This window comes from Mesobacillus foraminis (assembly GCF_004340465.1).
GTDB classification, from domain to species: Bacteria; Bacillota; Bacilli; order Bacillales; family Cytobacillaceae; genus Mesobacillus_B; species Mesobacillus_B foraminis.
The window spans coordinates 471,467-496,265 of sequence record NZ_SLVV01000002.1 but is presented as its reverse complement, the minus strand read 5'-3'; the positions used below and the strand labels follow the sequence as shown (position 1 = coordinate 496,265).

Annotated in this window: 16 protein-coding genes; 14 read left to right on the top strand and 2 right to left on the bottom strand. The window is 41.8% G+C overall.

Annotated elements, in window-relative coordinates; all coding sequences use genetic code 11:
* The first annotated feature begins 7 nt into the window (after nucleotides 1-7).
* The 7 genes from EV146_RS04665 (at nucleotide 8) to EV146_RS26785 (ending at nucleotide 9,718) form a co-directional block, all read left to right on the top strand.
* On the top strand, nucleotides 8-1,339 hold the full coding sequence (locus EV146_RS04665) for a glycoside hydrolase family 125 protein (RefSeq protein ID WP_132002527.1): 1,332 nt from the start codon (nucleotides 8-10) through the stop codon (nucleotides 1,337-1,339).
* Between the two features lie 27 nt (nucleotides 1,340-1,366).
* A complete protein-coding gene (locus tag EV146_RS04660; protein ID WP_132002524.1) occupies nucleotides 1,367-1,990 on the top strand; it encodes a YesL family protein in 624 nt (207 codons plus the stop codon).
* A gap of 26 nt (nucleotides 1,991-2,016) precedes the next feature.
* Nucleotides 2,017-3,897: a beta-N-acetylhexosaminidase gene (locus tag EV146_RS04655; RefSeq protein ID WP_132002521.1), complete on the top strand. Its 1,881-nt coding sequence runs from the start codon at nucleotides 2,017-2,019 to the stop codon at nucleotides 3,895-3,897.
* A 24-nt stretch (nucleotides 3,898-3,921) separates the two neighbouring features.
* Nucleotides 3,922-7,038, top strand: coding sequence for an alpha-mannosidase (locus EV146_RS04650; protein ID WP_132002518.1), 3,117 nt, complete (start codon nucleotides 3,922-3,924; stop codon nucleotides 7,036-7,038).
* A gap of 359 nt (nucleotides 7,039-7,397) precedes the next feature.
* Nucleotides 7,398-8,219, top strand: coding sequence for a PRD domain-containing protein (locus EV146_RS04645; RefSeq protein WP_132002515.1), 822 nt, complete (start codon nucleotides 7,398-7,400; stop codon nucleotides 8,217-8,219).
* A 638-nt stretch (nucleotides 8,220-8,857) separates the two neighbouring features.
* Entirely contained in the window at nucleotides 8,858-9,472 is a 615-nt protein-coding gene (locus EV146_RS04640) for a hypothetical protein (RefSeq protein WP_132002512.1), read from the top strand.
* Nucleotides 9,473-9,577: 105 nt separating this feature from the next.
* Nucleotides 9,578-9,718 carry a hypothetical protein gene (locus EV146_RS26785; protein ID WP_158287001.1) on the top strand — a complete coding sequence of 47 codons (141 nt, stop codon included), beginning with the start codon at nucleotides 9,578-9,580 and terminating at the stop codon, nucleotides 9,716-9,718.
* A 307-nt stretch (nucleotides 9,719-10,025) separates the two neighbouring features.
* Here EV146_RS26785 and EV146_RS04635 read toward each other — a convergent pair whose 3' ends face one another.
* Both EV146_RS04635 and EV146_RS04630 read right to left on the bottom strand, forming a co-directional pair.
* Complete coding sequence (locus tag EV146_RS04635; protein ID WP_158287000.1) at nucleotides 10,026-11,228, bottom strand: discoidin domain-containing protein; 1,203 nt, start codon at nucleotides 11,226-11,228, stop codon at nucleotides 10,026-10,028.
* 101 nt (nucleotides 11,229-11,329) lie between these two features.
* Nucleotides 11,330-13,108, bottom strand: coding sequence for a glycoside hydrolase family 84 protein (locus tag EV146_RS04630; protein ID WP_158286999.1), 1,779 nt, complete (start codon nucleotides 13,106-13,108; stop codon nucleotides 11,330-11,332).
* A gap of 692 nt (nucleotides 13,109-13,800) precedes the next feature.
* Here EV146_RS04630 and EV146_RS04625 point away from each other — a divergent pair.
* The 7 genes from EV146_RS04625 to EV146_RS04595 all read left to right on the top strand — a co-directional run bounded on the left by EV146_RS04625 (nucleotide 13,801) and on the right by EV146_RS04595 (nucleotide 24,757).
* Entirely contained in the window at nucleotides 13,801-16,116 is a 2,316-nt protein-coding gene (locus EV146_RS04625) for a glycoside hydrolase family 84 protein (protein ID WP_158286998.1), read from the top strand.
* A 273-nt stretch (nucleotides 16,117-16,389) separates the two neighbouring features.
* Nucleotides 16,390-17,319, top strand: a complete 930-nt coding sequence (locus EV146_RS04620) for an ABC transporter permease (protein WP_132002500.1) — start codon at nucleotides 16,390-16,392, stop codon at nucleotides 17,317-17,319.
* A 48-nt stretch (nucleotides 17,320-17,367) separates the two neighbouring features.
* Nucleotides 17,368-18,357, top strand: coding sequence for a carbohydrate ABC transporter permease (locus EV146_RS04615; RefSeq protein ID WP_132002497.1), 990 nt, complete (start codon nucleotides 17,368-17,370; stop codon nucleotides 18,355-18,357).
* Between the two features lie 22 nt (nucleotides 18,358-18,379).
* Nucleotides 18,380-19,837, top strand: coding sequence for an ABC transporter substrate-binding protein (locus EV146_RS04610; RefSeq protein WP_132002494.1), 1,458 nt, complete (start codon nucleotides 18,380-18,382; stop codon nucleotides 19,835-19,837).
* A 154-nt stretch (nucleotides 19,838-19,991) separates the two neighbouring features.
* Complete coding sequence (locus EV146_RS04605) at nucleotides 19,992-21,794, top strand: sensor histidine kinase (protein WP_132002491.1); 1,803 nt, start codon at nucleotides 19,992-19,994, stop codon at nucleotides 21,792-21,794.
* A complete protein-coding gene (locus EV146_RS04600; protein WP_181215822.1) occupies nucleotides 21,787-23,292 on the top strand; it encodes a response regulator transcription factor in 1,506 nt (501 codons plus the stop codon). Before EV146_RS04605 ends, EV146_RS04600 begins: the two co-directional genes overlap by 8 nt.
* A gap of 52 nt (nucleotides 23,293-23,344) precedes the next feature.
* The gene (locus EV146_RS04595; RefSeq protein WP_158286996.1) at nucleotides 23,345-24,757 is read left to right on the top strand and encodes a glycoside hydrolase family 1 protein; all 1,413 of its coding nucleotides are present in this window, start codon (nucleotides 23,345-23,347) and stop codon (nucleotides 24,755-24,757) included.
* Nucleotides 24,758-24,799: the final 42 nt, after the last annotated feature.

Below are 24,799 nucleotides of genomic sequence, written 5' to 3'. Positions count from 1 at the left end.
GGAATAAATGACTGTTATCATTCCCGAATCAATGCAAAAGCTCATCAATCATGTGAAGGAATTCTTCCCGGAGGATGAAAAATTACAACGGATGTTCGAACAATGCTTTGTTAATACGTTTACAACCACATTGAAAAAAAAGGAAGATGGGAAGACTTTTGTCATTACCGGTGATATTCCCGCAATGTGGCTGCGCGATTCAGCTGCCCAGGTCCGGCCTTATTTGTTGGCGGCAGAAGAGGATGAGGAAATGGCCGATTTACTTGAAGGGGTGATCCGGCAGCAGTTTGCTTTCATTCTGCACGATCCGTATGCGAATGCCTTTAATGAAAGTGCAAATGGAAAAGGGCACCAAACCGATTTGACAGAGATGACGCCACATATCTGGGAACGGAAATATGAAATTGACTCATTATGCTATCCAATCCAGCTTGCGTACCTGTTTTGGAAGTCCACAGGACGAACAAAATTTATTGAGGAAACGTTCCAGGAGGTCATTGAAACGATTCTTCGGGTGTGGCGAATCGAGCAGGACCACGAAAATCTTTCTCCGTATCAGTTTGAACGTGCCGAGGTCCGCCAGTCTGATACGCTAATCCGAGATGGGAAAGGAGGGCTTGTCCAACCAACAGGAATGACCTGGAGCGCCTTCCGCCCAAGTGATGACGCCTGCACATATGGATACCTTGTACCTGCTAATATGTTCGCGGTGGTCGTGTTGGGATATGCATCCGAAATCAGTGATCAGGTACTAAGCCAGCCATCATTGAAGGAGGAATGTTTGACGCTTCGCGACGAAATTCATAAAGGGATCGAGCAATATGCCAAGCTTGATCACCCGATTCACGGTGATCTGTATGTCTATGAAACTGACGGAGATGGCCGTGTGAATTTAATGGATGATGCCAATGTTCCCAGCCTTCTGGCTGCCCCCTATTTAGGCTATCTGCCATATGAGGATGCCGTATATGCCAATACACGTCAATTTCTGTTAAGCCGGGATAATCCTTATTATTACGAAGGCAAATATGCAAATGGAATCGGAAGCCCGCATACCCCCGATCATTACATTTGGCATATTGCACTGGCCATTCAGGGAATGACGACAACTGATGAAAAAGAAAAACAGCAAATTTTGGCTTATTTCAAGAACACTGACGGTGGGACAGAGTATATGCACGAAGGCTTTAATGCCGACAGCCCGGAAGAGTTCACAAGGGATTGGTTTGCCTGGGCGAACACCATGTTCAGTGAATTTGTCTTAAGTTTAACCGGCATAGCGGTGAAAGGCAGTCCTCTTTATCACCATTTGTCGAAGAACAGCAGCGTCGAAGCATAAGAAAACTGGGTTTGAGGGGATGACGGAATGAAAAAAGTACCATGGATGATTGTTGTTTGTGAATGGATATGGAGAGGAATACTGGCCAATTGGTGCTGGTTTGTCTTTACGGTCCTAGGGATGGGGGTTTTGGGCTTTTTCCCTGCGTCTGTTGCCCTGTTTGCGATTGTACGGAAATGGATGAGGAAAGATCGGGATGTCCCTGTCTTGAAGACATTTAAGGAGATTTATTTTAAAGAATGGAAGAGAAGTAATGGAATAGGCCTTGTTTTCTACGGCATTGGCCTTTTCCTTTTCATAGACATCCGGATTGTAGATCAAGCCATGACAGGCTTTTTGGCTAATATTCTTTCATTCTTCTTATACTTTCTGGTATTGGTCCTTTTATTGGCGGTGGGCTACTTCTTTGCCATTTATGTCCATTACGAACTGTCCATCAAGGGGTACATCAAACAGTCATTTCTCTTTGCGCTCACCAGCCTCCCATCCACGATTCTGATTGTCATTGGCCTGACGCTCATTGGCTATCTTATTAATCAATATCCAGGCCTTATCGCGTTTATATCCGCGGTTGCTCCCGCTTTTTGGATGATGAGAGTCTGTCTCACCCGCTTTAAGGCATTGGAAAGACGAGTATTGCAGCATAATTGAATTTAGGAATAACAGGGGGTGTTTTTTTGAAACTGTATTTAAAGGGAGACCTTTCTTCGGTCGAAAAGGGTCTTAAGATTTTATCCAGACATTTAAATATTGAGCTTTCAATGGATGGTCATCCTATTCAAGTAAAGAATGAAAAAGGACGATTAAGGGCAGCCAATCAAAACGGCCAAGGTGAAATTACGTTCGATCAACCGATACACTTCTTCCGGGCTTTAGGTTTATGGGTGGAGAATTATCAGAAAAACAAAGAATTCGATGTATCAGAGATTCCGCAGTTTACAATGAGCGGCGTGATGCTCGATGCGTCAAGAAATGCCGTCCCAACTGTTCCGGAAGTGGAAAATTTGCTGCAAAAAATGGCTGTCATGGGTCTCAGCACACTGATGCTTTATACGGAGGATACGTACGAGGTGAAGGAGCATCCTTACTTTGGATATATGCGGGGACGATATACAGCTGAGGAGTTAAGGGCATGTGATCAGTATGCCAGTCAATTAGGAATTGAAATGATTCCGTGTATTCAAACGTTGGGCCATTTACGGGAAGCGCTCAAGTGGAACTACGCGTCCGACTTTAAAGATACGGACGATATTCTTCTGGTGGATGAGCCTAAGACCTATGAATTCCTTGAAAATTGTATCAGAGCCGTTTCCGACGCCTTTAAGACCAAGCGTATCCATATCGGAATGGATGAAACGTTCCAGCTGGGATTGGGGAGGTATTTGGAAAAGCACGGATTCGAGAATCATATCGCGATCATGAACCGCCATTTGCAAAAGGTTGTGGCAATTACCCAAAAATATGGCTATAAACCAATGATCTGGAGTGATATGTATTTCCCGTTATTCCCAGAGAACAGTAAGTATCGTGATGAAAAAGGCCTGATCCCAACCGATATTCTTGCCGGTATTCCGGATGTGGAGCTTGTGTACTGGAATTATTATCGCAAAGAGGAGGAAATCTATAAAAAGGATTTCCAGCATCATAAGGAGGTTGGACGAACGCCGATTTTTGCCGGCGGGGCATGGACCTGGAATGGAATGGCTCCTAACTATGGCAAAGCAATTGCCACGACTGAGGCGGCGATGTCTGCTTGTAAAAAGGAAGGAATCAACGAGGTCTTCGTTACGCTATGGGGCGATAATGGGGCGGAAACGCCATTCTCAACAGCTTATCCCATCCTGCAATTGTTTGCCGAGCATACCTATCATCAGGAAGTGTCGTCTGAACAAGTGGCCCGGCGCTTTGAATTTTGCTGTGAGGGATACTTTGATGATTTTATGCTTTTGAAGCATTTGGATGAAACACCAGGAGTCATGAAAGATAATATGAATACATCGATGACTTCGAAAGTGACTTTATATCAAGATATTTTAATAGGGTTATATGATGAGAATGTCCGGGGTCTAAACCTTGGGGAACATTATCAGCAGCTGGTCACATTGCTTGAAAAGGCCAGGCAGGTGAATCCAGCATGGGAAGCTCTGTTTGGTTTCTATGGACAACTAGCGAGAGTGTTAGGGGACAAGGCGGAAATCGGCATAAGGATCAAAGAAGCATATGAAAAGAACGATTATGAGCACATGAAAACCATTCTTATTACGTTGGATCAAATCCAATTCAATGTTGATCTTTTAAGGAAAAAGCATCGAGACATCTGGTTTACAGCGTACAAGCCATTTGGCTGGGAAGTGATCGATATTCGTTATGGCGGCGTAATTACCCGGATTGACTCAGCCAAATATCGGATACAGGAGTGGCTTGAGGGAAGGATCACCCGAATGGAAGAGTTGGAAGAAAAACGTCTGCGCCATGATGGGCCGTGGGAAATCGTTGACGGCCTGATCGGCGGCAATATCTATCATCGGATCGTCACCGCAGGCAGCTTTTCATTATAAAAATAGTCATGACGAGGTGAAAACATGTTTTTGACGGAAAGAAAATTTGAAGAACGCATTAAGGAATTAGAAGGATATCGATATCGGGACCTTGTGTCAATTAATGAATTTTTCACACATGAGGATGACGGTGCAATTGGCGCCAACCCACCTGCAGCCTATAATGAACAAAATGTGATGAGTATCGGCGACCACTGGAAAGGCCGCGACCGCTATATTTGGCTTCATGCAGAGATTGATTCTCATTTGCCATATGCTGATCAGCAGGTTGTCGGCCTATTCTCGTTCGGAAAAACCGGCGGGGGCAATAATTCAGGCTTTGAATCCCTTCTATTTGTCAATGGGAAACCCTATCAAGGAGTCGATTCCAACCATGAAGAGGTTCTTTTCGATGACCAAACCGCTAAGGGACCGATCCGTTTGGACTTCAGGCTATGGTCGGGACTTGAGGGTGGAGGGGTTCCAATCGAAAATGAATTTAAACTGCAATTGGCAACGATCGGCTGGCTTGATCGCCGGGTTGATAACCTATATTATACGCTTTTAGCCGCTTTTGAGGTGTTGAAGGAAACCAGTGAGTACGACTCATCCTATATGGTTTTGAAAAAGTTGATTTCTGATGCCCTTCAGCTCATTAATTGGACCGAGCCTGGAAGTCCTGAGTTTTATCAGTCATGTTATATGGCGGAGGAAAACCTTACAGTGGGGATTCAGTCCGTCACCAAATCATCAGATATTACCATCCACACAGTGGGCCATACCCATATTGATGTGGCTTGGCTTTGGCGTTTAAAAAATACAAGGGAGAAGGCTGCCCGTTCCTTTTCAACCGTCTTGCACTTAATGAAGCAATTCCCTGAATATTTATTCCTGCAAACTCAGCCGCAACTCTATGACTATATCAAAACAGATTACCCTGAGATTTACACTCAAATAAAGGAAAGAGTGGCAGATGGGAAATGGGAAGCAGGCGGTGCGATGTGGCTTGAGGCTGACTGCAATATTCCCAGCGGTGAATCACTTGTCCGCCAAATCCTTCACGGAAAAAACTTTTTTAAAGAAGAGTTTGGCATTGATTGCCAGTACTTATGGCTGCCTGATGTTTTTGGCTACAGCTGGGCGCTGCCCCAGATTTTGACGAAGTCAGGAATCAAAACGATGATGACGACTAAAATCAGCTGGAATCAGTATAACCGGATGCCGCATGATACCTTCTACTGGAAAGGAATCGATGGGACGGAGATACTCACGCATTTTATTACCACACCAGAGCCGTGGAATTCCCCGGACTCTTGGTTCTATACGTATAACGGTTACATTACCGCAAAAACGGTGAAGGGTGCTTGGGAAAGCTATCGTGATAAGGATTTGTCCAAAGACTTGCTCCTATCCTATGGGTATGGTGACGGAGGCGGCGGAGTCAACCGCCATATGCTTGAAATGCGGCGAAGATTCGATTCGCTGCCTGGTATGCCAAATGTTAAAACATCTACAGCTGGAGAATTTTTTGACAAGCTTCATCAAAATGTTTCGGAAGCCAATGGCTATATCCATAAATGGGATGGAGAGCTGTACCTGGAGTACCATCGGGGCACCTATACGAGCCAGGCGTTTATGAAACAGATGAATCGCAAATTGGAGCTTTTATACCGGCGTACAGAATTCCTTACTTCATGGCTTTCCGAAAATGGTCAATGGATGGGAAATGAAGAACTGAAAGATGGCTGGAAGATTATTTTGCGGAATCAATTTCATGATATTATCCCCGGTTCATCTATTCATGAAGTGTATCAGGATGCCAAGGAAGAATACAAGGAAGCGCACCAGTTGGCCCAAAACCTAGAGGCTCGTATCGTCCAGAATGGAATTGAACAGGGTGACAGCTCCGTTGTGCTATTTAATACTACGCATAAAAAGGGTAAGAAAAATGTGACGGTGCCTCAATTTGCTGACTTTGAAGGAGGAGTTTGGAAAAACAGTGACGGGGAAATTCTAACCCATCAAAAAAGGGATAACGGCTGGCTCATCGAGGTCGATGCACTTCCATCTTTTGGTGCCAAGACTATATTTTTTGAGCCAGTGGGAACTGTACAGGAGACTAGATCGAACTTTATCTACGACAACCGGAAATTAGAAACGCCGTATTACTTTGTTGAGTGGGATGAATCTGGTCAAATGTCGTCCCTTTTCGATAAGGAAGCCAATCGTCAGGTTCTCGTTGAAAATCAAAAGGGGAATATCCTGCAAATTTTTGAGGATAAGCCGCTTGCCCATGAAGCTTGGGATATCGATATCTTTTATCAAGAAAAAATGGAAGAGATCCGTGATTTAACTACGTTTGAAGTAGTTGAAAATGGTGAATTGACTTTTGCGATACGTGCCAAGTGGACTTATCATCATTCTGAAATTACCCAGCGGATTGTATTTTATCACAATGACCGTCGAATTGATTTTGAAACAACAGTGGATTGGCATGAGAAGCGAAAATTACTGAAGGCAGCCTTCCCTGTGGATGTCCGATCGACCGAAGCCACCTATGATATTCAATATGGAAATGTGAAACGCCCGACCCATTGGAATACAAGCTGGGATATGGCCAAATTTGAAACGGTCGGCCACCAGTGGGCTGACCTTTCTGAACCGGACTATGGGGTAAGTTTGCTGAACGATTCCAAATATGGCTATGACATAAAAGAAAATACCATGCGGATCACCTTACTAAAAGCTGCTGTACATCCTGATCCACAGGCAGATCAGGGGGTACATTCATTTGTTTATTCGCTGTATCCACATATTGGGAAATGGAGACAAGCGAAGACTGTGGAGAAAGCATGGGATTTAAACGATCCTGTCTTTGCTGTCGAAGGGAATTGGGCAATAGAAGAGTCTTTCCTTGAAATGGATTCGGACCATGTCTGGGTCGATGCCATAAAGCCAGCCTATGATGGTAACGGAATTATTATCCGCCTGCATGAATACGAAGGTCGCAGAGGCATGGTTTCCTTAGATGTTCTCAAAGGCCCCACATCGTGGGTGGAGACGGATCTGATGGAAGAACCGATTGGAAAAGAATCTACATCTCCCATCCAGGTTGAAATCAAACCATATGAGATTAAGACTTTTAGAGTTTTAGAAGTTTGACAATCCAAGAGTAAGTGATGAGCAGTGATTGCTTAAAAGAGGTTGTAAGACCGATTCGTTATTAATCGTTGCCGATGGATCTAAAAGAGGATGAAGAGCGGGGCTTATCTGGTCAGAGGGTGAGCGCTCGCTTCTTTCTATTGGAACCGTCTATAGGATAAACAAGGAGTGTACATGGATTCCGTATGGTGAGCGAACTCAAGATCCGATTTAAGTGTTAACTGACTCCTATTAATCAGCTTTCAAGGCGGTATATATTTTTGTATGGTCACCGGGATAAAAAATCGTCCTTCTTGATACGCAAGGAGTTTGCCGGGATGATGTGTAGACAAAACCCTTTAATGCAAAGGAGGAGTCTAATGAAGTTAAAGAAAATTCTAAATAACAACGCTGTCCTAGTAACTGATGGCGATGGAGAGAAGGTTGCGTTTGGAGCTGGCATCGCTTATGGAAAGAAGAAAAATGATCTGATTCATTTTCAGAAGGTCGAAAAGTTGTTTGTCATGAAGGAAAATGAAAAGTTCCAACAACTAGTGAGTCGTATTCCGGAAGAACACTTTATTATTTCAGAAGAGATTATCTCCTATGCAGAACATTACCTTGGCAGCAAACTGAATGAGCACATCCATATTGCTTTAACCGATCATGTGTCATTTGCCATCGATCGCATAAAGCAGGGCATTTATTTGGAAAACAAATTATTAAACGAAATAAAAATATTATATAGACGTGAATATGAAATCGGGCTTTGGGCGATTAGCCGGATTAAGGAAAAGTATGATATTGACATGACAGTTGATGAAGCGGCTTATATAGCTCTTCATATCCACACAATGAAGCCACAGGGAGGTAATTACAGAACTACGATTAGGCAAACCACTATTATTAAAGATATTGTTCAGATTATTATAGAAAACTTTGGGATTTATCTTTCAGAGGATGATTTATCCTACCAACGGTTAATTAGTCATTTGCGCTTTGTCCTATCAAGAGTTAGTCATTGTGAGTTTCCTGTGATGGATAAAGAAATGCTAGGGATGATTCAAAAAAAGTTTCCCTTATCATACAACTGTGCAAAAATCATTGAAGAAAAAATAAACAAACGATATGAATTTAAACTTCCGGAGACAGAATTAGGATTTATTTCCCTTCATATTGAGAGGCTAAGAAAAAAAGCATGACGCTTTCCTTAGGTGTACCGACACTTAATTCCTCACCAAGTATGTAAACGCTTTAAATCTTCTTCGTAGGCTGTTATAGCTGATGGTAGTAATGGCCGATCCTTAAATCCCAAAGAATATAAACGTTAAATTTTTCTTCTAATAGTTTGATTTGGGAGAAAAAGCAAAAAACATAAAGGATTATTATATCATTTCTTTCTTTTACAGTTACAGATTTTGTAACAGTGGTTTCGGTCATTTCAGTTTGTTTATCATTAAGTTCTTTATAAGGCGGATCTTCGACTGGTGATTACAGATACCAAGAAGCAGAAAATAGAGAAGAGGGAGATTGTTTTCATCAAATCTCCCTCTTTTTCGCTTTCTTCTATTTTTTGAACAAATTGTTCTATATCAAATCGATGATAAGCCTAATAAATTCAATCAGTTTATTTACAATTTCTTGGACAAGAGTCTTGGCCTGTTTGTTCCTAGGGGGGTTATTCAGGAGAAATAGAACTTTAATGAAACTTTAAATTGGAAATAAAATGGGTCTATCCCAAGTTTCATTTATCAACTACAATTAATAGGTTGTCTGTACATCTTCGAGGATGTATACGTCCACATAAAAATTAACCATCATAGAGGAGACCATATACACCATGAAAAAACAACTAATTGTAGGAATGATGATCGTAGGTTTATCCCTTACGGCATTAACAGGATGCTTCGCACCGAAACCAACCGAAACAGTGGAAGATTTCATGACCGCTATCCAGGAGAAAGATTTTGAAAAAGCCGCCACCTTTGTTGATCCAAAAGGGTCCGAGGATTTTGATTTTAAATCTATGAGTGAAGAAGCAGAAGCAATCGATGGCTTTGACCCTCAGGTAGTATTCGATGGGATCTCAAATGGCTATAAATTTGAAAACCCTGAAGAAGTGAAAAATGAAGGTGACACCGCGCAAGTTAAAGTGATAGTAACTTCAATCGATTTTGCTGCTGTGATGACCAGTGTAATGGGTGATGTAATGCCTATGGCATTTGGTATGGCCTTCAGTGAGGATGAAGCGGCTGCAGAAAAGGCTATGGATAAAATGATGATGGCTTCTCTTAAGAAGCATTTAAACGCAGAAGATGCGTCCATGGCTACACGTACAGTTACATTGAATTTAAAGAAGGATAAGGATGGAGAGTACAAGATCCTTTCTGATGACCAGCTAATGGATGCGGTCCTGGCAAATGCGTCTGAAATGGAAGAGATTTTCGGACAATAAACAAGGAAGATTCAGCATCGGATCCTTGCCTGGAAAAGAACATGACCAAAGAAAGAATTTGGAGTTATACGATCATGGCAGAAATAAAACAGGGGGCGCCCAAGTATGGCAAGGAAAAAGAAAACTTTAGCACAGAAGCTTTTAAAAATGGCTTTTAAGGAATTAGCGACAGCAGGCAAAAAAGGCGGTTTTAATTCTTGGCGAAGTACTGAAGGGAAATTTAAAAATACTTGGAAAGTTAAATGAGATCTAAACCCCCTCTATTCAGGTACCTATTGGGTCACATTGGAGGAAGAATAAAAAAGAGGGCCGCGAATCGCGGCCTTTCTGCTATATTCATTGGTCCGGGAGTGAAAATAAAGGTTAATGGCTATAGCAAATTTTTGCTTTTTTTTGCCTTTCTTGATAGGAGAAAAACTGTGACATTGACAGTCAAAACAAAGTGGGGCATCGACCACACGAAAGAAGGCATGTTTTGATAAGATAGACCAAGACATGCTCCTTCTCTTTGTTTTATGTCAGGGTACAAAAGCGTGAGTATAGTTTCTTGCACCTACTTTAAGGACATAATCTCATCTCTTAATACATCAGTTGTTGCTAAAAAAGGTTCAGCAAATTCCCGTTTTATTTTCTTCCCGGATTGCGCATGAACTTCGTTTTCAAGGGCTTTAAATCCATTCAGTACCTTCTCTCTATTGTCTTGGTTCTTTTGGATATAATCAACTTTGGCAAGCAAACTGTTCCATATACCTTGATTAGAAATGAAGCCTTGCTCATAAGCCGTTTCTATTTTCTCATCCAAGGTATTTAATTCAGTTTCGATAAATAATTCTTTTCGAACAAGGGCATCTATAGCATTTAGAAGGTTTTCACTTGCTGCATTTACTTCATCTTGCGTTGCTCCATCTGCGGCAAGAACTTCCTTAGCTTTTTCTAAAGCCTGGACAAATGAATTCCAGCTTTTAACGGTATAGTCTGATTCTACTTTTTCAGTTGCATCAGTTATGGCCTTATCAAGGACTGTTTTATCCAGCTTTGGCTTTTCGTATTTCGGTGGTAATTCGACATTCCCTTCAAGTCCCATCACTTCAAACTCATAAATACGAGCTGCCGTATCATTACCTTGTGTTGCTTTGTCAACCATAAGGCGAACGTAACGTCCTTTGGTGGCAGGAACTTGGTCCTTGGTCATTCCACTTTTATTGTCAGTGACCTTGACTAATTCCTTAAAATTCACCCCGTCTGCACTGATGAGGACAGTGTAAGCGGCTGTGTTACTAGCGGATGGCTCCCCACCTTCTTCAGCATGTTTGATTACAATCTCACTTACTAAGTGTATTCCTCCTAAATCAACGGTTAAATTGTGGGTTCCAGAACCATTGCCACACCATTTTGTATTCAGTTTTCCATCAACAGCATATTGAGGTTGTTCCGTTGGAGCACAGGAACGAGATGCTGATGCTGATTTACCTAGGCTCAGGTTAATTGGATCTTTTTTAGCGTGATTGGTAACCGTGATTAAATCTTCTTTAATCACTTCATCCTGGCCAAGCGGGTTTTTTCCCACAAGTTTAACGGTATAAATTCCTTCCTTTTCATAAACCACCGTTGGGTTTTGTTCTGTGCTTTTCTCGACTTTGGCACCTTCAAAGGTCCATTCTATTTCTTCGGTCGTCATTGAACTCGTATTTTGGAACCTTATCGCTTCCCCGGGAGTAACTAAGGTTTTCGAAACCTCAAAAGAAGCAACAGGCAATGGGTCATAATCAAGGGCCTCTTTAATAAATGCTAAAGCCGTCTCTTCCGAAACTCTATTACCGCTATTAAGTGAAGGTAAATTCGCTTCAATTTCATTTTTTAGTTCATTATATTTATCAGTCTCTGAATTTTTTTAGCTATTACCATATCCAATGCCAATTGATCATATTCCCCTAGTAGTCTTAGTTTATTTAAACTAGCCAAAGCCTCACTTAGGGTCTCTTGCGGCAATCCTTCCTTTAATTTGTCAGCTGCCTGGACCATATTAGCAAACTCTTTCGTCAATAGAGTTACTTCTTGGGACGTATCTTGTCTTTTAGACAACTTTAACCAAAATTCATCCATTGTCTTTCGGACCTTTACAGCATCTCCACGTCCGACACTCCATCCGCCAGTCATACGTGATGAATGATCGGCAAACGTTTTCATCTCAGGGGCAAGATCATTAAACAGGAGCTCGATCGACCAATTCCATGATCGATCTGCATCATAATGAGCGGTATTCCAAGAATAATCGGCTCCTGTTGCCAAACTGATTTTAGAAAGATTTGCATGCTCCATAGGGTTCATGGTAAAGAAATCAAGTTTTCCTTCAAGGCTGTTATCAATATCAATTATAGGCCCAAGGGCGAGTTTTGATCTCAAATAATCGGATACCGGATAATTCCACCAGACTCCAATCCGATCTCCATCTGTTCGCATAAATTCCACATTTTCCAATGGAAGTGCTTCTGAAACAACAGCCTGACCTGTCCACATGACCTTGATATCTTTATCAAGAGTCTCAGAGAAGGCCTTTGTATAAGGACTTAAGTCACCAATAGGTCCCATCACGTGAGTGTTATATTCTGTGGGAACCGTGATAAGCGGACTTACATCACTTTTTGTTTTGATAAATTCCTCGTTAAAGCGATTTAATAGGTTTGCTTGTTTATCTCCCTGTTTATTGGCAATGTCATCAAACAAAATGGCAAAGCTTCGCACTCCCATGTCATACAGCGATTCGCTTTTTGCTAACAGGGCGTTAAAATCTTCTTCGCCACTTTGACCATCAAACTCAATATCAATACCAGGAGAGAGGGCGAATACAAAATCCACCTTGTTTTTGTTGGCGGTATTGATTAATTCTTCCATCCGCTTCATCTCATTTTCCGGATAGGGAAGGCGCCATTTTTCACGGTGATAAGGATCATCTTTAGGCGCATAAATGTACGTATTCAGTTTATAGTCTCCATAGAACTCAATCTGGTCTAAGCGGTCTTGGTGGCTCCAGGGGTTACCATAAAAACCTTCTATGATTCCTCTGACACTCATTGAAGGTTCATCCGAAATCATCACGTTTTTCATTTCAATGGTATCATCCTCTTTCTCCGCAAGCTGAATGAGGGTTTTTACACCGTAAAAAGTACCATCACCATCTTTTCCTTTGATTAAGATGGTGCCATTTTTGCTAAATTCATTCTCTCCGGAGTTAACTGCTAAAGTGTAGCCTTGAGCTTTTTGTTCAGCTCCATTCGGCAGTCCCAGCTGATTTTCTAAATTCCTTATCTCTGGATTGAGTTCTCCCTCTTCACCGATAGCAATCGTGGTGGAAGTGTTATCAAATTCTTCATTGATACCAATATGATTTGACTTCAGGAATTCTGTTAAAGTAGTGAGGGCCTCTTGATCTGCAGCCTCTTTCCCTAAAAGGTTTACAGAGTTGCTTAGTATTAGGGACCCGCTTTTAACATCCACTTTCCGAGGCATGGGAACCAACTGTTTGCTAAGATCATTTGGGGGAGATTCCGATTTTGCAAGTACTTCAGATTGACCGTCAAGTGATAAACTGCATGCCATCCCAAAAGCCAAAACCGCATAGACTATTTTTCTCCACATATAAAAACCCCTTTCCATTTTTTAAGCAAATATTAGTAAAAAAATAAATGGTTCAACACGTTCGAACACCTCCTAAACGGGAATAAGGTTTCAATCACTGAGGTATTCATGCCACACTCACTGGTAGGCCAACAAAATAAGGTGATTTTCCAGATATTCGCTTCCTTTGGAAAACACGGTGAAGAAATAAAAAAAGGCATGGGGTGACGAAAGGTACATACCCTTCAATCTACCACCATGCCTAATCGAATTAGTAACATGTGACACATATAAAATTACGTAAAGAATAGCATGTGCACCTTGAGATGTCAACCTATTTAGAAAATTACATTATCAAAAAGAATTACTGTACTACTTTTAATAACTCATTCGTTTGTTAAGTGTTTTAACCTTATAGGGTGGAGGGTGGAAGTAAAGGAGAGTGGAATTTATTTTATAATTACATATTTTCAGAAAATGGTATTATAGACCCTATGAACTTTACGTTACAATATTTATAATTCATCGTAAGGACGAATATCTAATTCGCATGTTACTGACTCGATCAGGCAGGGCGACGCTTTGTAAGGAGAGTTACCTCCTTGCTTGGTGTTGTCCTGTTTTTTTGTCAAGACCGTGTAAACGGTGCCACACCTTAGGGATTGAAGGTTCGTCCAGAATTATTCCAATCTACAAAAGAAGAGGTGGAGAAGGTGGCAAAAAGGAAAGCGTTAAAGGCCGTCATTTCGGCATGTTTGGTGACTGGATTTCTGGTACCGTTGAATGCTCCAGTCACAGGGAATGCAAAGGCAAGTGGGCCGTCCGAAATAATTGTTTCCCCTATCCCGAAATCGTTAGAACAGACAGACAAAGGCTTTCCACTAAATCCAAAAGTAGGCTTAGTTACCGAAAAGGGAACCGATCCTGCAGCTGTTGCTGAATTAAAGCAGCTCCTGCAGAAGGCGGGTGTAACAAGCATCGTAGAGAGTGATATTAAGAACCCTAAGCTCCAGGAGCCTGTCATCATTTGGCTAGGGGAATTCTCCGAGCAGGACGAGTTGAAAACCATTCGGCAGCAGACTGGCATAGAGAATTTGGAAGTGACTAAAAAGGAGGGATATATCGTCGCCTCCAAGCACGGTACCAAGAATAAAAAACATATTGTTATTTCCGGACATGATGAGGCAGGAACGTTTTACGGGACTCAAACCTTTGAACAAATCATTGTCGATCGAAAGGGGACTCATTGGATTCCTGAGGTAGAAATTAAGGACTGGCCCACAATGCCGATCAGGGGCTCAATTGAAGGTTTTTATGGTGCCCCATGGTCCCATGAGGATCGCCTCAGTCAGATATCATTTTACGGGGAGCATAAAATGAACAGCTATATTTATGCTCCGAAGGATGACCCTTATCACCGGGAGAAATGGAAAGTGCCATATCCTGAGGAAAAGATACAGGAGCTTGCCGAACTAGTCCAGACAGCACAAGAAAACCATGTCATCTTTACATTCGCTATTTCGCCGGGGAATACAATCACTTATTCCAGTAAGTCAGATCTTGATGCATTGATCCAAAAGGCCGAAGCCATGTGGGATGTCGGTGTCAGGTCGTTTGCCTTATACCTTGATGATATTGACCCAAGCCTCCGTTCCCCTGAAGACAGGGCAATGTTTGGCGGCGACCCTAACCCGCCGGCAGCAGCGCAGGCGTATTTATTAAATCGCTTTAACGAGGAATTTATAAAAAAACACAAAGGAGCGGAGCGCTTAATCACGGTGCCGACGGACTATTATCAGGCAGGAACCACTTCTTACCGGGAACGCTTTGCAGAGTTGGTCCAGTCGGACATTATTGTTCAATGGACCGGAATTGGCGTTGTTGCTCCAACGATTACGTCACAAGATGCCGATGAAACACATGAGATTTTTAAACACGATTTGTTAATTTGGGATAACTACCCGGTGAATGATTTTGATCGCAACCGATTGTTCCTGGCGCCGCTGACCGGCCGGGATTCGGATTTGACACCTGAACATGGTGTGATTGGGTTAACGGCCAATCCAATGAATGAGGCGGAAGCTTCAAAAATCCCATTGTTTACGGTTGCAGATTATACTTGGAATCCTGAAGCCTATGACCCGGCAGATTCGCTGAAGCGGAGTCTGAAGGAATTCTCCGAAGTAGCCTATGAACCTCTGAAGCTCTTTGTGGAAGCCTCGTATGCTACGAGTCTAAATAACAACCGGGAGCCAATTGCGGAAAGAGTAAAGCCGCTGATCGAGCAATTTTGGATGGCTGAAGAAGCAAAGGACAATCAAGCCGTTTCGACGGCCGGTAAGGCTTTATTACAGGAGTTCAGCAAAATGAGGCAGGCCGTTAAAGAGCTGCGTGATCAAGTGGGTAACGAGAAATTTTTGATAGAGGTCGCCGGGTATTTAAACAAGCTGGAGTTATATGGGCAGGCAGGTGAGACGGCGGTAGACATGGTGCTGGCTCGACAGAGTGGAGATACTGCTAAGGCTGCTCCTAAGCGATTGGAGCTCCAGCAATTGAGGACCGCGATTGACAAAACCCCTCAGAAATTGAGTATAGGCGTGGTTCCAACCTTCCTGGAGCGGGCGATTAACGGGAAAAATCTAGCGGAAGGAAAAAAAGCTGCCGCTTCTTCCAGTGAAGTCAGCTGGCTGACGCTTGATCTTGCCGTGGACGGTAACAACAATACACGCTGGGCCTCCTTGTACACGGATGATCAATGGATCAGCGTCGACCTCGGGCAAGTGTATGCCATTGATAAAGTAAAATTATACTGGGAATCTGCCTATGGAAAACAATATAAAATCCAAGTGTCAAAGGACGGCAGCCAGTGGATGGATGTTTACACAGAGCTAAACAGCAACGGAGAAACCGATGAAATCCAATTCCCTGCCGTCGAAGCTCGTTACGTTAAAATGCAGGGCATAAAACGTTCAAGCAGCTGGGGTTATTCTCTGTACGAATTCAGCGTCTATGAATCACAAAACAAGTAGGGTAACGTTGGGGAAGGGTTTGTTATCACCGTTCTTCTATAATGGACCTTAGGACATATCTATAAACGGGTACTAGGAATTGTTGAGCCGCTTTTTAACCGACTTGGGCCTCCAAGCCGGTTATTTTATTTTGTTGACCCTTTTCGCTCAATGGTTGTTAAAATTCTAAGATTTTTGCACTTAATCCCAAATAAGTCAACTATGAATAGGTCCCTTTTCCCTTTAGAATAAATGTATGGAAGTGCTTACATTACAGAAGGGGGGAGGAGAAATATGAAAAGGATATTAAACGATCTTAATAAAAATCGAGTTTGGCTGCTTATGGTTTTACCTGGAACAATATGGCTTTTGTTATTTTCATATTTACCGATGTTTGGACAAGTTTTGGCTTTTAAAAAGTTCCGGATTGATCCCGATGGTTTTTTTGCAAGCGTCATCAATAGTGAATGGGTTGGCTTGGACAATTTCAAATATTTATTCAGTACCAATGATGCATGGATTATCACCAGGAACACCATATTTTACAATCTCATCTTCATTGTATTAGGTCTGATAACGGCGGTTGCTACTGCCGTCTTGCTCAGTGAGTTAATCAATAAGAGGTTATCAAAGATTTATCAAACTTCTATCTTGTTCCCGCATTTCATTTCTTGGGTTATTGGCAGTTACTTTGTCTTCACTTTCTTGAGTACGGAACACGGTTTGCTGAATCTTATTCTTGGCTGGTTCCATGTTGACCCTATTTCCTGGTATAACGAATCAAAATATTGGCCGTTCATCCTTGTATTTATGAGCATTTGGAAAGGTGTAGGGTACGGCAGTATTGTGTATTTGGCATCAATCGTTGGAATCGACCGGACTTATTATGAGGCAGCAATGATTGACGGTGCTTCAAAATGGAAGCAGATCAAACACGTTACCTTGCCAATGCTTAAACCATTAATGATCATACTGACGATCATGAATATTGGCCGAATATTCAACTCGGATTTCGGTTTGTTCTATCAAGTGCCAAGAGATTCAGGATCACTATATGGAGTTACAAATGTCATTGATACATTCGTCTACCGCGGACTTATGAACCTGGGGGATATTGGAATGAGTACAGCAGCGGGTCTATACCAGTCGGCTGTTGGTTTTATCCTCGTTATCATCACCAACTATATCGTACGGAAAGTAGATGAGGATAGTGCGTTATTCTAATGTTTATTTCTATAGGAAGGGAGGAAAGGTCGCCCGGCGGCTGATTATATGCCAAAACTAGAACAAACCCAATCATCACTGGCTATTCCAAAATCTGCAGAAGGAATTAAAGGCGGAGAGGCTCACATACCCACTAAAAGGTATCGCGATCCACAACATCTGCATCCGGCCGCTAATGCCATTATCAGTGTACTGCTTGGGATCCTCGCCTTTACTTGTGTCTTTCCTTTTCTCTATGTGATCGTCATTTCCTTTACTAGCGAGGAAAGTATTGTAAGGAATGGTTTTGAACTGATCCCGAAGGAATGGAGCATGGATGCTTACCGTTATCTCTGGAGTATGAAGGAGGCATTACTCCGCTCCTATGGTGTTACGATTCTTATTACGATTCTCGGCACCATTATCAGTGTGTTCATGATCACTTTTTATGCCTATGCTATTTCAAGACCGCAATTTAAGTATCGACGATTTTTCACCTTTCTGGCATTCTTTACCATGCTTTTCAGCGGTGGGCTGGTGCCGACTTATATCGTTGTTACCCAATTTCTTGATTTGAAAAATACCATCTGGGCATTGATCCTGCCCCTGGCGATGAATGCGTTTTATATCATCATCATGAGGACGTTCTTCCTAAAATCGGTTTCTGAATCGATTTTAGAATCTGCCAGAATAGATGGGGCAAGTGAATGGAGAATCTTCTTCCAGATTATCTTCCCGTTATCCTTGCCGGGTATTGCAACAGTTGCATTATTTAGTACACTGGGTTATTGGAATGACTGGTTTGCAGCATTGCTTTATATCGATGACCCAAACCTGGTGCCGCTTCAGGCCTTGCTCATGAAAATAGAGGCAAATCTTGAATTCATGAGGCAAAACATGGATGTTGCCATCATGCAGACTAGTTTATTTGATACGATTCCGCAAGAATCCGCCAAAATGGCTATGGTTGTGATCGCCACCTTGCCAATTGCAGTCTCCTACCCGTTCTTCCAAAAGTATTTTATCAGCGGACTGACCATTGGTGGCGTTAAAGAATAATCAACAGAAAGAGGAGAAAAAAATGAAGAAAAAAAAGTTAGGGGTTATTCTCGCATCCGTTCTCGCAGCAGGCACCCTTTTGTCTGCCTGCAGCAGCAAAGACAGTGGCACATCAGAACAAAGCGGTAAAAGTGGGGAAGCATATGAAATTAAATGGTATACCATAGGAACCCCGCAAAAAGATACCGAAAAAGTCTTTACAGAAGTCAACAAGTATACTAAGGAAAAAATTAATGCCACCGTAAAAATGACTCAAATCGACTGGGGTGACTGGGTCCAAAAGTCTCAGGTGATGATCAATTCAGGGGAATCATTTGATATTATCTTTACAAATGGTACCTCCTACGTTCAAAATGCTCAAAAAGGGGCATTCATGGAGATTGATGACTTGTTGGAAAAAGAAGGTAAGGAACTTAAAGAAGTCATCAACCCTGATCTGTTGGAAGGAAATAAGGTTGATGGGAAACTCTACGGAATCCCTGCTAACAAAGAGGTTGTCAGACAAGATGTTTATACGTTCAACAAGCGTCTCGTTGACAAATATAAATTTGACCTGACAAAGGTAAAAACGTTGCAAGACCTTGAGCCGATGCTGAAAACGATTAAGGAAAATGAATCTGGTGTTACACCAATCGCAACCTTTAAAGCGCCTGTACGCTTCGACTATGTCTTTAATAATGAAATGCCTTTCGCCTTCCCATTTGAAGGGGAAACAGACAAAGTGATCAATCCATTTGAATCAGATACCGCCATGGAACAATTTAAAACCATGCATGAGTATTATAAGGCAGGCTACCTAAAAGAGGATGCAGCCACAAGCAAAGACAGCTGGCCAATGGATGTAGAAAACTGGTTTGTCCGCATGGGCGGCTCACAGCCGTATGCTGATTTACTATGGTCCCGTTCTGCCAAGTATGAAGTCGTTTCCGTTCCAGCTGAAGAACCAACCATAATAAATGATTCTGTATCTGGTTCGATTCAGGCTATCTCGGCAACATCAAAAAACCCTGAAAAAGCAATGGAATTTTTGGCTTTGCTTAACACAGACCCGTATCTTCGCAACCTTGTCGATAAGGGAATTGAAGGAACTCATTACAAAAAGAATGACGACGGCACCATTGAAGACCTGCCTGCCCGAATCGACGGATATAACATGCCATCCTACTCTTTGGGCAACCACTTTATCCTGGATCTGTATAAAGAAGATCCTAAAGATAAATGGGAAAAATTCCAGGAATTCAACGCTTCAGCTGTAAAGGCACCATCCCTTGGATTCAAATTTAACAGCGATCCTGTCCGTTCGGAGCTTGCATCTATTACCAACATCTCGAAAGAGTTCTACCCAGCATTGGCAACGGGTTCTGTGGATCCGGAAGAATACCTGCCGAAATTCAATAAAAAGCTAGAAGAAGCTGGCGTTGACAAGGTATTAAAAGAAATTCAAAAGCAATTCGATGAGTGGAAAAGCTCTCAGAAATAAGCAGGGAAAATCAAGCTGGGGCTACTAATCCAGCTTGATTTTATTTCACTCCTTGAACGTATTTCCCTAAGACGGCATGGAAAGATTACTCATCTTCGATCCTTTCCATTGTGTTAAACTTGAACAGTAAAAATGCATAATTGAGGGATCAGACATGAATTTGAAAAGCAGCAGCCGTTTTCATCAAAAAATATTCCATAAACTATTTTTAACATCATCCATTACGATTATTGTAACCGTAATCATTTTGATCGTAACCATCACCAACTATTATTCAAATATCATTATTCAGAAGGAAATTAATGTTAATACAAGGACCATGGAACGGGTGGAAGATTACTTTTCATCCAAAGACTCAAATATTAACAAAGCAATCAGAGATATTTACGTTCAAGGGGATCTGATCGATGACATCTCCTTTGCCCTTCATAACGGATATGGCAAATACTTAGAATATCGCCTAGACAGATTTACGGAGGACCAAACGTATTTTCCTAGTAATCTTGATACCTATTTTAATGGATTTTTTAGTCAGGACAATGATATTAACGCAATAAGCTTACGTTCCTTAGATAATCCGGGCATTGAATATTTGCTCATTAATAATTATCTTCGGTGGAACAAAAGCATCGTGGACACGAAACCCAATTCTTATGAACCCGAACCCATGCCCAGGGGATACTCTGACCTAAGCGGAATGGGCGTGCCACAAGGGCGGAAATTAAAAAATACCATCACAAAAAAGGTAGTCATTAATAACCCGGTCACGATTGAGAAAATAGGTGAGGTCTCCATCTATTACTCTACTGAGCGTTTAGATAAGATGGTCAGTAAGGATGAAGGGGTACCGGCTTCTTTCTTCCTATTAGATGGTGAAGGCCAAATTGTTTACTCCCATAACAAGGGGGTGCCTGATGCTCTTGTTTATCAAGTCAAACAGGAAACGAATGAAACGAAGATCGAGTATGAATCGAAAAAGTATTATATCAATACCATCGCAAACAAGGGAGATTATACATATGTCAGTGTCATGACGGATGAAGGATGGCAAAAATTATCGATCGTCCGGGGAACGATGTGGGTCGTGATCATTTTCCTCATTTTAACAGCGATTTTGCTTTCTTATTCGTTTATGCAAAATTACTCAAAACGCATCAATAATATCGTTTCGACGATTCGCCTTGTAGAAAAGGGAAACCTGGATGCACGAGTTTCGGAATCCAAACAACAAGATGAATTATCGAGAATAGCCACCAATATGAATTCCATGCTTAACGAATTGAATAATTACATTGAACAATTTTACATACTCAATATAAAGCAGCAGCAGGCGGAATTAAAGGCGCTGCAAGCACAGATTAATCCCCACTTCTTATTCAATACACTTGAGGCCATCAGAATGGTAGCGATCTTGGAGGGCTCCAAAACCTCCAGTAAGATGATTTTCCATTTGTCCAAATTATTTCGCTACTCGTTGGAATCAAAAGATATCATACCCTTCTATACGGAAATGGAATACGTCAAACAGTATCTAACATTAATGCAGTTTAAACACCCAGATAAGTTAAAAATCACGCTTAATATTCCTGGTGATGTGGAACAAACACCGGTTCAAAAATTGATCCTGCAGCCAATCATTGAAAATTATTTTGTTCACGGTTTTAAAAAGGACCGGTCCGATAATGAATTAATCATTTGTGCGGCCAATCTGGGTGAGAAAATCGAAATAAGCATAGAGGACAACGGCAAGGGCATGTCAGAAGATGAACTCACAAACCTTGTTCAATATATTAATGGGGAAGAGGGCGATGAAATGAAATCAATTGGGTTGAGAAATATTCATCAACGCTTAAAACTGAGATATGGGAACCAATTTGGACTCTCAGTAAAGAGCAGCAAAAACACAGGAACAAGGGTGACCTTGTCCCTTCCGGTGGATGGGAGTTACCATGTTTAGGGTCCTATTGGCTGATGATGAACCCATTATCACAAGAGGATTGTCAGCCATCCTGGATTGGGAGGATTATGGGTTTGAAATTGTCCATACAGCCGAAAGCGGGGAGGAGGCACTCTCCTATATCAAGCAAAATCCCATTGACATCCTGATAACGGATATATTAATGGGGGAAATGTCGGGCCTTGACTTGATACAAGAGGTAAATGGAATCCGGTCCGAGGTTAAAAGTATTGTCTTAACGGGTTATCAAGAGTTCGATTATATTAAACGAGGGTTGCTATTAGGAATCGAAAATTATCTAGTGAAACCAGTTGATGAAGAGGAATTATTGAAAACTCTTAAATCTATAGGAGGAAAATTAAAGAATGGTGCGGGAGATGGCCGGACACAGGAAGCGACCACGATGTTGGAGAATACGTTATGGAGCTTTCTGACTGGAGAAATAGACCGGCATGATTGCCTTGAAAGATTGGCATTATACAACATCGAATTTAACCAGCCGTTTTACAATGTTTCCATCTTAAATATTGAACATTACCTAATGTCTACTGTTGTAGAGGACATCCGAAACTTTATTGAGGAGCAATACCTGGCACACACTCTCTATAGTCCCAATCAAGAAATTGTGATCATTTTTGGCGGTGCGAATGAAAAGGAATTAGTCAAGCAAAATCAACGGCTGGTTGAAGATCTTGAGAATTCACAACGAGGGACAGGTTTATTCTATTTGGCGATGGGAAAGCCGGTTACTGTAATAGATGAATTAGAAGAAAGCTTAACAACCGCAAGGGAATATAGTTCCCTCCAGTTATATACGGAACCCAACGTGCTTATTTCAAACAAACAAGCACTCAGTCGTCACGAAGAGCTAAAACGGCTTCAGGAATTAAAAGGGAATATCGTTAAAAAACTCGTGAATGCGGAAGAAGAATCGTTGGAACTAATTGATATATTTTTCGATGAGTTAACAGAGACATCAAATATCATCTCACCTCAAGTAGTGAAGAAATATGCATTTGATTTAATTTCATATATCAATTATTCCCTGCAGCCCGAGGATCTTTCCCTTTATACTGCTGTCGTCGAAAAAATCGTCTATAGCTCGGACATCAGGCTGATGAGGGCCATTCTCAAAGAATATTGTTTTGAACTAATCCTTACCATTCACAATCATGTTCATTTGCGAAGCCCGATTGTGCAAAATGTGCTTCAGTATATCCATACTCACTACGACCATGGGCTATCATTAAAAACACTCGGGCAACAGTTTCATGTCAATGCCATCTATCTGGGACAGTTATTTCAAAAAGAAGTAGGGGTTGTCTTCTCTGAATATCTCAATCGCTACCGGTTGGAGAAAGCGAAAGAATTACTGAAAACCACCCATTTTCGGGCGGGTGATATTGGAAAAAACGTAGGGTATTCTGATACCACTTATTTTTATAAGCAATTCAAGAAAATCGTTGGCACAACTCCGAGTGAGTGGAGGAAGATTTAACAGAGGTTGGGCTTGCTAGGCCAACTTACATTTAAGTAAAGCGGTGATAACTATGAAAAATAACTTTTATGATCAAAATATTCACTATCAGTTTCCTGAAACATTTTGGTGGGGAAGTGCAGCATCCGGCCCGCAAACGGAAGGGGCGGCATTGATTGACGGAAGAAAGCAAAGTATATGGGATTATTGGTACAGTGTAGAACCGGAACGTTTTCATAATAGGGTTGGTCCGGAGCATACCTCGGATTTCTATCACCGATTCAAAGAAGATATAAAGTTAATGAAAGAAACGGGCCATAACTCTTTCCGGACCTCAATTCAATGGTCACGATTAATTCCTGATGGGTTTGGGGAAGTAAACGAGAAGGCCGTTGCCTTTTACAATAGTGTTATAGATGAGATGTTGGCTAATGACATTGAGCCGTTTGTGAATTTATATCATTTTGATATGCCGATGTGCATGCAGGAAAAAGGTGGCTGGGAGAGCAGGGAAGTGGTCGATGGTTTTGTAAATTATGCCGAAACATGTTTCCGCTTATTTGGCGGACGTGTAAAGTACTGGTTTACCTTTAACGAACCCATTGTTCCTGTCGAGGCTGGCTATTTATATAACTTACATTACCCTAATGTAACGGATTTTAAAAGGGCCGCAACCGTTACCCACCATACGATTGTGGCCCATGCCAGGGCGGTAGAGGCCTTTAAGAAATTGAATCTAGCTGGCAAAATCGGCATCATCCTAAATTTAACCCCTTCTTATCCAAGAAGCCAGGAATCCGGGGATGTAGCTGCAGCCCATATTTCGAACCTATTCTTTAACCGCAGTTTCCTTGATCCGGTCACAAAAGGAGAGTATCCGTCTGACTTGGTTGAACTTTTAAAAGAGAGAAACCTGCTGCCTGCCGTGGAGGCCGGTGATATGGAGGTTATCAGAAATAATCCAGTTGATCTATTAGGTGTGAATTACTACCAGCCTCGCCGCGTAAAAGCCAGGAAGGAACCCGAGCCAGAGAATGCTCCGTTTATGCCCGAACACCTATTTGATCCCTATATCATGCCAGGACGTAAAATCAATCCTCATCGCGGCTGGGAGATTTGTGAGGAAGTCATTTATGACATCATGGTAGATCTTCGTGACCATTATGGCAATATTCCCTTCTTCATCTCGGAGAATGGAATGGGGGTTGAAGGAGAAGAGAAATTTCGAAACGAAGAAGTAGTCATCGAGGATGACTATCGAATTGAGTTTGTGAAAGAACACTTAAAATGGGTCCATAAAGGAATTCAGGAAGGAGCCAATTGCCTGGGGTATCATATCTGGACATTCATGGATAACTGGTCTTGGACGAACTCCTATAAAAACCGCTACGGATTGGTAGAAGTAGACTTAAAGAATGGTTTAAAACGAACCATAAAGAAGTCTGGCAGATGGTATAAGCAGCTGGCAGTGAACAATGGATTTTAAGCCTGTTGAGCCAAAACTGTCAGCAAGTTATTTTCAGATAAG

Bases quoted from the DNA above. Each gene is read 5' to 3' on its own strand.
- EV146_RS04665 (WP_132002527.1), top strand. From the start codon at position 8: ATGACTGTTATCATTCCCGAATCAATGCAAAAGCTCATCAATCATGTG.
- EV146_RS04645 (WP_132002515.1), top strand. From the start codon at position 7,398: ATGAAGTTAAAGAAAATTCTAAATAACAACGCTGTCCTAGTAACTGAT.
- EV146_RS04605 (WP_132002491.1), top strand. From the start codon at position 19,992: ATGAATTTGAAAAGCAGCAGCCGTTTTCATCAAAAAATATTCCATAAA.
- EV146_RS04600 (WP_181215822.1), top strand. From the start codon at position 21,787: ATGTTTAGGGTCCTATTGGCTGATGATGAACCCATTATCACAAGAGGA.
- EV146_RS04650 (WP_132002518.1), top strand. From the start codon at position 3,922: ATGTTTTTGACGGAAAGAAAATTTGAAGAACGCATTAAGGAATTAGAA.
- EV146_RS04640 (WP_132002512.1), top strand. From the start codon at position 8,858: ATGAAAAAACAACTAATTGTAGGAATGATGATCGTAGGTTTATCCCTT.
- EV146_RS04615 (WP_132002497.1), top strand. From the start codon at position 17,368: ATGCCAAAACTAGAACAAACCCAATCATCACTGGCTATTCCAAAATCT.
- EV146_RS04620 (WP_132002500.1), top strand. From the start codon at position 16,390: ATGAAAAGGATATTAAACGATCTTAATAAAAATCGAGTTTGGCTGCTT.
- EV146_RS04610 (WP_132002494.1), top strand. From the start codon at position 18,380: ATGAAGAAAAAAAAGTTAGGGGTTATTCTCGCATCCGTTCTCGCAGCA.
- EV146_RS04595 (WP_158286996.1), top strand. From the start codon at position 23,345: ATGAAAAATAACTTTTATGATCAAAATATTCACTATCAGTTTCCTGAA.
- EV146_RS26785 (WP_158287001.1), top strand. From the start codon at position 9,578: ATGGCAAGGAAAAAGAAAACTTTAGCACAGAAGCTTTTAAAAATGGCT.
- EV146_RS04660 (WP_132002524.1), top strand. From the start codon at position 1,367: ATGAAAAAAGTACCATGGATGATTGTTGTTTGTGAATGGATATGGAGA.
- EV146_RS04630 (WP_158286999.1), bottom strand. From the start codon at position 13,108: ATGTGGAGAAAAATAGTCTATGCGGTTTTGGCTTTTGGGATGGCATGC.